At 71.9% G+C, this 10,697-nt stretch carries 10 protein-coding genes; 9 read left to right on the top strand and 1 reads right to left on the bottom strand.

Annotated features, from left to right (window positions below):
* Window positions 1-152: 152 nt before the first annotated feature.
* The gene (locus G5C51_RS35170; RefSeq protein ID WP_165243756.1) at window positions 153-884 is read right to left on the bottom strand and encodes a VIT1/CCC1 transporter family protein; all 732 of its coding nucleotides are present in this window, start codon (window positions 882-884) and stop codon (window positions 153-155) included.
* A 225-nt stretch (window positions 885-1,109) separates the two neighbouring features.
* On the opposite strand from G5C51_RS35170, the gene G5C51_RS35165 reads away from it, so the two are divergent.
* From G5C51_RS35165 to G5C51_RS35125, 9 genes are all read left to right on the top strand, one after another.
* On the top strand, window positions 1,110-2,207 hold the full coding sequence (locus G5C51_RS35165) for a substrate-binding domain-containing protein (RefSeq protein WP_165243754.1): 1,098 nt from the start codon (window positions 1,110-1,112) through the stop codon (window positions 2,205-2,207).
* Window positions 2,204-3,166 carry a carbohydrate ABC transporter permease gene (locus G5C51_RS35160; RefSeq protein WP_165243752.1) on the top strand — a complete coding sequence of 321 codons (963 nt, stop codon included), beginning with the start codon at window positions 2,204-2,206 and terminating at the stop codon, window positions 3,164-3,166. Before G5C51_RS35165 ends, G5C51_RS35160 begins: the two co-directional genes overlap by 4 nt.
* Window positions 3,166-4,020 (top strand): carbohydrate ABC transporter permease, encoded by an 855-nt coding sequence (locus G5C51_RS35155; RefSeq protein WP_165243750.1) that lies wholly within the window; start codon window positions 3,166-3,168, stop codon window positions 4,018-4,020. The genes G5C51_RS35160 and G5C51_RS35155 overlap by 1 nt, the downstream gene beginning before the upstream one ends.
* A complete protein-coding gene (locus G5C51_RS35150; protein ID WP_165243748.1) occupies window positions 4,020-5,339 on the top strand; it encodes an ABC transporter substrate-binding protein in 1,320 nt (439 codons plus the stop codon). The genes G5C51_RS35155 and G5C51_RS35150 overlap by 1 nt, the downstream gene beginning before the upstream one ends.
* Before the next feature lie 137 nt (window positions 5,340-5,476).
* The gene (locus G5C51_RS35145) at window positions 5,477-6,451 is read left to right on the top strand and encodes an ADP-ribosylglycohydrolase family protein (RefSeq protein ID WP_165243746.1); all 975 of its coding nucleotides are present in this window, start codon (window positions 5,477-5,479) and stop codon (window positions 6,449-6,451) included.
* Window positions 6,448-7,695 carry an ADP-ribosylglycohydrolase family protein gene (locus G5C51_RS35140; protein WP_165243744.1) on the top strand — a complete coding sequence of 416 codons (1,248 nt, stop codon included), beginning with the start codon at window positions 6,448-6,450 and terminating at the stop codon, window positions 7,693-7,695. The genes G5C51_RS35145 and G5C51_RS35140 overlap by 4 nt, the downstream gene beginning before the upstream one ends.
* Window positions 7,692-8,858, top strand: a complete 1,167-nt coding sequence (locus G5C51_RS35135) for an ADP-ribosylglycohydrolase family protein (protein WP_165243742.1) — start codon at window positions 7,692-7,694, stop codon at window positions 8,856-8,858. Before G5C51_RS35140 ends, G5C51_RS35135 begins: the two co-directional genes overlap by 4 nt.
* Window positions 8,858-10,207, top strand: coding sequence for an ADP-ribosylglycohydrolase family protein (locus G5C51_RS35130; RefSeq protein ID WP_165243740.1), 1,350 nt, complete (start codon window positions 8,858-8,860; stop codon window positions 10,205-10,207). The genes G5C51_RS35135 and G5C51_RS35130 overlap by 1 nt, the downstream gene beginning before the upstream one ends.
* Window positions 10,204-10,697, top strand: a 494-nt coding sequence (locus G5C51_RS35125) for a PfkB family carbohydrate kinase (RefSeq protein WP_240930133.1), incomplete at its 3' end; no start/stop codon positions are given. The genes G5C51_RS35130 and G5C51_RS35125, both read left to right, overlap by 4 nt.

The raw sequence follows: 10,697 nt of genomic DNA, 5'->3' as shown, positions 1-10,697 counted from the left end.
CCGCCCGGCAGACCAAGGCGCCCCGCCTCCCCCTCCTCCCGTAGCCAGCCAACCCACTCCGGCACCGCACCCCAAAGCACGACGGCAGCGCGGCCGTCACCATCCGATGTCAAGTCCCCCGCACACGCCGTCAGGCTGGGGCCCGCCGTCCGCTACCCGACCGCCGCCCCGAACAACGACCCCAACCCATACGTAACAGCCGCCGCAGCCCCACCCAGCACCAGTTGCCGCAGGCCTCCGTACCACCACGACCGCGTCGTCACCCGCGACACCACCGCGCCGCACACGAACAGCCCCACCAGCGCCAGCGCCACCGCAGGCCACAGCGAGCTGGACCCCAGCAGGTACGGCAGCACCGGCAGCATCGCCCCCAGCGCGAACGAGCCGAAGGACGACACCGCAGCGACCGTCGGGGACGGCAGGTCGTCCGGGTCGACGCCGAGCTCTTCCCTCGCGTGTATTTCCAGGGCCTGGTCCGGGTCCTTCATCAGCTGCTTGGCGACCTCGCGGGCCAGGTCCTCGTCCACGCCCCGGGTCACGTACAGGTCCGTGAGCTCCTGCTCCTCCGCCTCCGGGTGCCTGCGCAGCTCGCGCCGCTCGACGTCCAGCTCCGCCAGGACCAGCTCCCGCTGGGAGGCGACCGACGTGTACTCCCCCGCGGCCATCGAGAAGGCGCCCGCCGCCAGGCCGGCGAGGCCCGTTACCGCGATCGTCTTCGTCTCCACCGAGCCGCCCGCGACGCCGGTGATCAGCGCGAGGTTCGAGACCAGGCCGTCCATCGCGCCGAAGACGGCGGGGCGCAGCCAGCCGCCGTTGACGTCCCGGTGGGTGTGCTGGTGGGCCTCGGCTGAGCCCGCGGAGTCGGCGGCGGCTGGGGTGGTCATACGGCCGACCGTACGCGCGCCCGTACCCCCTCGCCAGCAAGGCAGGCCGTACTTACCAGCCCACCTTCCAGGACTTACCGGCCCACCTTCCACGCCGGAGAGATCGCGATCACAGCCGCACAGGTCTTGACGCCGCCGTAACTCACCAGCAATATCTGTAAACGTTTCCAGTCGCTGTAAACCTTTACAGCAATGGCGCATCACCGACGCAAAGGGGCGAGTGTGGTGACATCCGGCACGGGCTCAGGGCCGCCGACCATCGTGTCCATCGCCGAGCGCGCAGGCGTCTCCATCGCCTCCGTCTCGCGCGTGCTGAACGGGCTCAGCGCCCGCCGCGACACCGAGGAGAAGGTGCGCAAGGCCGCAGCCGAGCTCGGTTACGTGCCCAACTCCGTGGCCCGCAGCCTCAAAGGCGGCCGGACCCGGCAGCTCACCTTCGCCATGCCGGACATCGGCAACCCCGTCTACGTAGCGATGGTCCGCGAGATCCAGGCCGTCGCCAAGGCCGCCGGCTACCGCCTTCTCCTCCACTCCACGGACGCCGTCACCGAGGACGAACTCGCCGTCGTGCGCAGCCTCGCCGAGCGCACCAGCGACGGGCTCATCATCTGCCCGATACGGATAACGCCCCAGCATGTCGAGGCCATCGCGCACGCCACCGCCCCCGTCGTCGTGATCGGTTCGCCGCCACCGGACGCGGCGCTGGACTGCGTGCAGGCCGACTCCGTCAGCGGCGCGCAGAAGGCCGTGTGGCACCTGGCCGACACCGGCCGCCGCCGGATCGCCTTCATCAACGGGCCCCTCGACACCGTCCCGGGCCGCAACCGCGACGAGGGCTACCGCAAGGGCCTCGCCGACCACGGTCTCGGCTACGACCCGGAGCTCACCGCCGCCACCGACTTCGCCGTCACCGCGGGCGCCGCCGCCGCGCACGAGCTGCTCGACCGCCGCCCCGACCTGGACGCGATCTTCTGCGCCAACGACCAGCTCGCCCTCGGCGCCGCCCAGACCCTGCACGCCCGCGGCATGCGCGTCCCCGAGGACGTCGCGGTCGCCGGCATGGACGACACCCTGCTCGCCCGCGCCGCCTGGCCGCCGCTGACCAGCGTCGACCTCGGTTCCGCCGAGCGCGGGCGGATCGCCGCCGAGCTGCTGCTCGAGCGGCTGCGCGAGGCGGCGGAAGCCCCCGCCGAGCGCACCAACAGCACCAGCAGCACCAGCAGCACCGACGACACCGACGTCCCCCCTCCTGCCCCCCGCCGTACGACTGCCGAGCCGCGGCTCGTCGTGCGCGAGTCCACCGTCCCGGCGAGGTCCGTATGAGTCTGACGAGCCCCAAGCCGAAGCCGAAGGCTTCGGGAAACCGAGGCACCCCACCACCCCGCACCCCCGCGCAGCGCAAGGCCGCGCTGGGTCTGGACCGCGGCGGATGGTTTCTGCTGCTGCCCGCGCTGATCCCGATCCTGATCCTCAGCGTCGGCCCGCTGCTGTACGGCGTCTCGCTCGCCTTCACCGACTCGCAGTCGGGCCGGACGAACCCCACCGAGTTCGTCGGCCTCACCAACTTCGCCGACCTCGGGCACGACTCGCTCTTCTGGGACTCCTTCCGCATCGGCCTGGTCTGGGCGTTCTGCGTGACCGCGCTGCAGCTGCTGCTCGCGCTGGGCCTCGCGCTGCTGCTCAACCAGAACCTGCGCTTCCGCTGGCTGGCCCGCACCCTCGCGCTCGTCCCCTGGGCGATGCCGGAGGTCGTGGTCGGCATCATGTGGCGGCTCGTCTACCACCAGGACGCGGGCATCCTCAACGCCACCCTGAAGGACTTGGGCTTCATCAACGAGAACGTCGACTGGCTCGGCTCCCTCTCCATGGCCCTCCCCGCCGTCATCGTCGTCGGCATCTGGGCGGGCATGCCGCAGACCACCGTCGTCCTGCTGGCCGGGCTGCAGAACGTACCCGGCGAGCTGCGCGAGGCCGCCGCGCTCGACGGCGCCGGGATCTGGCGCCGCTTCACCGCCGTCACCTGGCCCGCGATCAAGCCGGTGATCGTCGCGATCACGGCGCTGAACTTCATCTGGAACTTCAATTCCTTCGGCCTGGTCTACGTCCTCACCCAGGGCGGGCCGGGCGGCGAGACCCGGCTGCCGATGCTCTTCGCGTACGAAGAGGCCTTCAAGTACGGCCAGTTCGGCTACGCGGCCGCGATGGGCCTCGCCATGATCGCGGTGATCGCGGTCTTCCTCACCCTGTTCCTGCGCAAGCGTCTGAAGGAGGAGGCCGCCTGATGTCCACTGTCGGCACCCTGCGAGCCAAGCGCGCGGCCGGCCACACCGGCCAGTACCTCGCCCTCCTCGCCTACCTCGTCTTCCTCGCCTTCCCGCTGCTGTGGCTGGTCTCGACGGCGTTCAAGCCGGCGAAGGAGCTCGGCTCCATCGACCCGACCTGGCTGCCGAAGGACTGGACCCTGGAGAACTTCCGGGTCGCCTTCGACTCCCAGCCGCTGCTGCACTCGGCGCTGAACAGCCTGATCGTCGCCGTATCGGCGGCCGTCATCGCGGTCGCGATCGCGATCCCGGCGGCGTACGCGATGGTGCGCTACAAGTCGAAGGTCTCCACGGCGGGCACCGCCTGGATCCTCGTCAGCCAGATGTTCCCATTCGTGCTGATCATCATCCCGCTGTTCCTGGTGCTGAAGAACCTGCACCTGATCAACTCCATCGGCGGGCTGATCATCGTGTACGTCGTCTGGAACCTGCCCTTCTCGCTCTGGATGCTCCAGGGCTACGTGAAGGCCGTACCGATCTCGCTCGAGGAAGCCGCGGCCGTGGACGGCGCCAGCCGCTTCCGCACCCTGGTCAGCGTGGTCTTCCCGCTGCTGACGCCGGGCCTGGTGGCCACGCTGATGTTCTCCTTCGTCACCGCCTGGAACGAATTCTTCTTCGCCCTGGTCCTGCTCAAGTCCCCGGAGAACCAGACGATGTCCGTCATCCTCACCCGCTTCCTCGGCGCCGAGGGCGTCGCGGACCTCGGGCCGCTGGCCGCCGCCTCGGTGATCGCCACCATCCCGAGCCTGCTGTTCTTCGCCCTGCTCCAGCGCCGGCTGGTCAGCGGGATGCTCGCCGGGGCGGTGAAGGGCTGATGCGCCGCAAGCTCACGACCCTCGCCGCGGGCGCCGCCGCCCTCACCCTCCTCGCCGGCTGCGGCGGCAACGGCGACGACACCGCCGGCGGCAAGGTCACCCTCGACTACCTCTCCCTCGCCTGGCAGAAGGAGTCGATCGACGCCAACAAGAAGCTGGTCGCGCAGTTCAACAAGGAACACCCGAACGTGCAGGTCAAGTACGTCCAGGGCTCCTGGGACAACATCCACGACCAGCTCCTCACCTCCTTCGAGGGCGGCGAGGCGCCGGACATCATCCACGACGAGGCGTACGACCTCACCGACTTCGCGTACGGCGGCTACCTCGCCGACATGACGGAGCTGCTGCCCGCCGACCTCAAGCAGGACATCCCCAAGCCCTCCTGGGACTCGGTCTCGATGAACGGGGGCGTCTACGGCGTGCCGTTCCTGCAGGAGCCGCGGATGATGATCGCGAACACCAAGCTGCTGAAGGCCGCGGGCATCCGCATCCCCACCCCCGACAAGCCGTGGACCTGGGACGAGTTCGAGGACATCTCGAAGAAGCTCACCAAGGACAAGAACGGCGACGGCAGCACCGACCAGTACGGCGTCGCCTGGGGCATGAACGAGCCGGTCAACCAGTCGGTGAACCTCTCGCTCTCCACCGGCGGCGAGATCTTCACCAAGGACAAGACGGACGACGGGGTCAAGAACAAGGTCCACTACGGCCCCGACGAGTCCGCCGTCGCCCAGCTGATCAACCGCCAGGTCAACAAGGACCACACCTCCCCCAAGTCCGGCCTGAGCATGAAGGGCTCCGACACCCTCCCCGGCTTCTTCGCAGGCCGTTACGCGATGGTGCCGCTGAACTTCTCCTTCCGGCAGCAGGTCGCCCAGCAGGCCCCGGACGACTTCGACTGGGAAGTGCTGCCGATGCCCGCGGGCAAGGACGGCATCACCCAGGGCGTGAGCCCGCAGACGCTGTCGATCTCCGAGGACACCGAGCACAAGAAGGCCGCGATGGACTTCATCGCCTACATGTCCGAGCCCGACCACATGGCCGAGCTCGCCAAGGGCGACTGGATGCTGCCCACCGGCAAGGAAGCGATGAAGGACCCGGCGATCAACCGGGAGAAGTACGGCTGGGGCGCGGGCGCGGCCGTATCGAAGTCGCTCAAGCCCTCCCCCATGCTGGGCGTCCGCGGCTATCCGGAGTGGTCCGACAAGCTCGCCACCCCCGCCTACCAGCGCTTCTACAACGGCGACACCGACCTGGAGGGACTGCGCAAGTCGCTCGTGGAGGACGGCCAACGGGTGCTCAACAGATACCAGCGCTGACCCGGCACCGCCGGACCGCCCAGCCCAGCGAGCGCACCACGTAACGAAAGAGCACGATCAGCACATGAGCAGCAGCCCAGAACCGGTCAGGGAGGGGCGTACGGCCACGCGCCGCCCGCGACCGGGCCCGCGGCGCGATGCTGGGCCTCGCCGTCGGCGACGCGCTCGGCGCGCCCGCGGAGAACATGAAGCCCTCGCAGATCCGGGAGCGCTGGGGCCGGATCGAGGACTTCGTCTCGGACGACCCGGCCGGTACGGACGACACGGAGTACGCGATCTTCTCCGGGCTGCTGCTCGCCGAGCACGGTTCCGGGCTGACCCTGGAACACGTCGAGCATGCCTGGCACGAGTGGATCGCCGACCTCGACGAGGGCCCGTTCAAGGGCGCCGGCTTCTCCGAGCGCGGCACCCTGGAGAACCTCCGCCGCGGCCTCGCCGCCCCCATCTCCGCCCAGCACCGGCACTCCTGGAGCGACGGCCTGGCGATGCGCGCCGCCCCCTTCGGCGTCTACGCCGCGGGCCGCCCGGCCGAGGCGGCCCGGCTGGTCGCCATCGACGGCACGGTCAGCCACGACGGCGAGGGCATCTACGGCGGCAAGGCGGTCGCCGCGGGCGTCGCGGCGGCGATGGTGAGCGACAGCCCGGACGCGGTCGTCCAGGCGGCGCTCTCCGTCATCCCCGAGGACTCCTGGACCTCCCGCTCCCTCCAGCGCGCGGTCTCGGCGGCCCGCCGGGCCCGGCTGAACCCGGACGCGACCCCGCTGTCCATCGAGCGCGCCGTGCGCACCTCGGTGATCATCGGCGGCTACCCGTGGACGGACCTCGCGCCCGAGGCCGTGGGCCTGGCCTTCGGCGCCTTCACCGCGGCCCGCGGCGACTTCATGACGTCCGTGCTGACCGCCGTGAACATGGGCCGCGACGCCGACACGACCGCCGCCGTCGCCGGTTCCCTCGCGGGCGCGCTGCGCGGCGCGAGCGCCATCCCCGAGGAGTGGGCGGAAGCCATCCGCCCGGTCCGCGGAACCTGCCTGCCGTCGATGAAGGGTCACCACGTAGTCGAGATCGCCGACCGCCTCGCGCCGTCGGATGAGGGAGACAGGGCCGCCTCATGACACCACCCATAGTCACCGAATCCGCCCTTACGGAGCCCCAGCGCGGCCCCGAGCCGAACCGCATCGAGGGCCTGCTGCTCGGCATCGCCTCCGGCGACGCCGCCGGCTGGCCCTCGGGCAAGCACCGCGCCGCCCGGATGCCGGAGTGGACCCGCCGCCTCACCCGCGAGCTGGACACCTTCGCCGAGCAGAACCAGACGACGACGCTGCCGGTTCCGATAGCCCTGAACCAGCCGCCGGAGCCGCTCCGCCTCGGCCCGTCCGACGACGCCGAATGGGCGGCCTTCACGGCCCAGGCGGTCCTCTCCGCAGGCACCTCCCTGCACAGCGACCTGACCGTCGACCAGCGCGTCCGCTCCGCCCTCACCCTCGCCTGGAACGCCCTGGCGGACGAGGTCGCGGCGGCCGCCGAGCGCGCCGACGAGATCGAATCGGCGGAGATCCCGATCCGCGCCCGCATCTCCGTACGGGCCGGGCTCGGCAATCTCGCCACCGGCCTCCGCCCCCCGGCGACCGGCCACGACAACCCGCACTACTTCGACGACGCGGCCTGCGTACGGGCCGCGGTGCTGGCCACCGTCCACCCGGGCGACCCGGCCGCCGCGGCCGAACTGGCCGAGTTCGACGCCCGCTTCACCCAGGACGGCGACGGCGTGCACGGCGCCCGCGCCATCGCGGCAGCGGTGGCGGCGGCGCTCGGCGGCGCGGTCGTGGACGCCAGCGTGGACGCCGCCCTCGCCCAGCTCCCCGAGGGCACCGAGATACGCCGCAACGCCCTGAAGGCGGTCCAGCTCGGCCGCTCCGCCGTGGCCACCCGCCCCGGCCTCCCCGGCAACGCCTTCGCCCTCGTCCCGGTCCTGGAACACGAGATCGTCGACCACGTCTACAGCTACGGCATCGCCGCGGCCGAGACGGTCCCGGTCGCGCTCGCGGTGGCAACGGCCTCCGCCGGCGCGGTCACCGAGGCCGTCCCGGCCGCCGCCTGCCTGTCCCGGGTCGCCGACTCGGCCCCGGCCCTGGCCGGCGCGCTCACCGGCGCGATCGGCGGCGCCGCGCTCCTCCCGGCGACCTGGCGGGACGCCTGCCGCGTGCTCTCCGGCTGCGCCCTCCCCGACCTCGCCGGTACGGACCTCGTCGACCTCGCCGAGCAGCTCACGGCCAACCAGCTGGCCGAGACCACCGACCAACTCCCTCCTGCCACCACAGGAAACCCCACCACCGCGGAAGGACCCCTCGCATCATGACCGCGCCCTCAGTCACCACCACCCCGACGCTTTCCGACCGCGCGACCGGCTGCCTCGTCGGAGCCGCGGTCGGCGACGCCCTCGGCGGCCCGGTCGAGGGCTGGACCCCCGAGGCCATCGCCGAACGCCACGGCGGCCGGGTGCAGGGCATCGTGGAGCCGTTCTACAAGGACGAGTGGAAGACCGCCCGCCCAATCGCCCCGTACCACAAGGGCGATGGCCACGTGACGGACGACACCCTGATGACCCACGCCCTGGTCCGGGTCTACGAGCAGGTCCGCGACCACCTGGACGCGTACTCGGTCGCCGACTACCTGGTCCCTGACCTGATCGGCACGCCGCGCTGGATCCCCGAGCTGGAGGCCGAGGCCCTCCCCCTGCAGCGGATCTTCCTGGCGGAGAAGTGGATCGTGGCGCGTATCCACTACGGCCACGTGGACCCGCGGGAGGCGGGCGTCGGGAACATCGTCAACTGCGGCGCCGCGATGTACATGGCGCCGGTCGGCGTGGTGAACGCGGGCAACCCGGCGGCGGCGTACGCGGAGGCGCTGGACGTGGCCGGCGCGCACCAGTCCTCGTACGGCCGCGAGGCGGCGGGCGTCTTCGCGGCGGCGGTGGCGTCGGCCTTCAAGCCGGGCGCGACGGTGGACTCGGTGATCGCCGATGCCCTGTCCCTGGCGAAGGACGGCACGAAGGCCGCCATCGAGGCGGTGTGCGAAGTCGCCTCCCGCTACGACGACTTCGAGGACGCACTGAAGCCGCTGCGCGCGGCCGTGGAGCCGTACGACACGGTCGGCCCGGAGTACCGCAAGCCGTCGCTGGGCGCGCGCCGGCCCTCGCGGCTGCACGCGATCGAGGAGCTGCCGGTGGCGCTCGGCATGCTGGTCGTGGGCCGCGGCGACTTCCGGCACACGGTGCTGGGTTCGGTGAACTACGGCCGGGACTGCGACTCGATCGCGACGATGAGCGGGTCGATCGTGGGCGCGATGCGCGGCGAGGCCGCGGTGCCGTCGGAGTGGTCGTCGGAGGTGGCCCGGGCGAGCAAGCTGGACCTGGTCACGCCGGCGAAGTCCCTGGCGGGAGTAGCCGGGGAGGTCTTCCGGAAGGACCTCGACCGCCGCCGTGCCCACGAGGCCGCCTTCGGCGCGATCGCGGGGTCGTGATGCTGCGTCTGACCTGGGTACAGCCGGAGGACCTGGTAGGCCACGAGCTCCGCCAGGCGGCACAGGACGGCCGGGACGCGAGCGAGGTTGAGCGGCGCTGGGTGGCGGCGGGCGGCCACCTCGCGCCGGAGCGGGCGGGGGCGTCGGCGGGGCCGACGGATCCGGCGCTGCGGGCCCTGGCGGAGTCGCTGCTGGACGAGTTGACTGCGCTGCCGTCGCCGTTGGCGGCGGATGAGCCGACGGACCTGGACGCGATCAGGACGCTGTGCCCCAACTGGCCGACAGCGACCGCCGGTTCCGCACCGGAAGATCGCCTCCACGCCGCCTGGCTCGGCCGCGCCGTCGGCTGTGTGCTCGGCAAGCCCGTCGAGAAGATGACGCTCGAAGGCATCCGCGCCATCGCTCAGGCCACCGGCAACTGGCCCCTCACCACCTGGTTCACCGAGGTCGGGCTGAGCCCCGAGCTCACCGCCAAGTACCCGTGGAACCGCCGCTCCCGCCCCACCTCCCTCGCCGAGAACATCGACGGCATGCCGGAGGACGACGACCTCAACTACCCGCTCCTCGGCCTGCTCCTCCTCCAGCGCCACGGCCACGACTTCACCACCACCGACGTGGCGAAGCTCTGGCTCGACGAGCTCCCCGCCGGCCGCACCTTCACCGCCGAGCGCGTCGCCTACCGCAATCTCCTCGACGGCCTCGAGCCCCCGGCGACCGCCACCCACCGCAACCCGTTCCGCGAATGGATCGGCGCCCAGATCCGCGCCGACATCTTCGGCTGGACCAACCCGGGCGACCCGGCCCGAGCCGCCGAGCAGGCCCACCGCGACGCCACCCTCACCCACACCGCCAACGGCGTCTACGGCGAGATGTTCACCGCGGCCGCCATCGCCGAGGCCACCCGCGGCACCACCGACATCCACCGCGTCATCGAGACCGGCCTCTCCGTCGTCCCACCCCGCTCCCGCTACGCGGAGGCGATCCGCTACGGCGTCGAACAGGCCCGTACGCACGCGGACTTCGCCCACGCCGTGGACGCCCTGCACGCGAAGTACGCCGACCACCACTGGGTCCACGTCCTCCCCAACGCCGCCCTCCTCGCCGCCGCCCTCACCCACGCCGACGGCGACTTCTCCGCGGCCATCACCAACGCCGTCTCCGGCGGCTGGGACACCGACTCCAACGGCGCCACCGCCGGCTCCATCGCGGGCCTGATCGCGGGCACGCCAGACGCCCTCCCCCACCACTGGACCGCCCCGCTGAAGAATCGCCTCGCAACCACCGTCGGCGGCATGGACGGCATCGGCTTCGACGAGCTCGCCGCCCGCACCCTGGAGGCCAGCGCATGACCACGAACCTCGCCGTACTCGGCTCCACCAACATGGACCTCGTCGCGTACACCGCGAAAGCCCCGGCCCGCGGCGAGACCGTCACCGGCCGCGAGTTCCGTACGGTCCCGGGCGGCAAGGGCTCCAACCAGGCCATCGCCGCCGCCCGCGCCGGCGGCAGCGTCGCCATGATCGGCGCCGTCGGCGACGACGACTTCGCGACCCAGCTCCGCGCCGCCCTCACCGACGCCGGCGTCGACACGGCGGGCCTGCGCACCGTCCCCGGCCCCAGCGGCACCGCGCACATCGTCGTCGACGACGACGGCGGCAACTCGATCGTCGTCGTCCCCGGCGCCAACGGGACGGTCACCGGCCTCGCCACCGGCGACGAGGGCCGCATCGCCGGCGCGAGCGCCCTGCTCCTCCAGCTGGAGCTGCCGCTCACCGGCGTCATCGCCGGCGCCGTCACCGCCCGCGGCCACGGAGTGCGCACCGTCCTCACCCCGGCCCC

The organism is Streptomyces coryli (assembly GCF_011044975.1).
Lineage (GTDB): Bacteria > Actinomycetota > Actinomycetes > Streptomycetales > Streptomycetaceae > Streptomyces > Streptomyces coryli.
The sequence above is the reverse complement of the archived record's forward strand: the minus strand, read 5'-3'. Positions and strand labels throughout refer to the sequence as shown.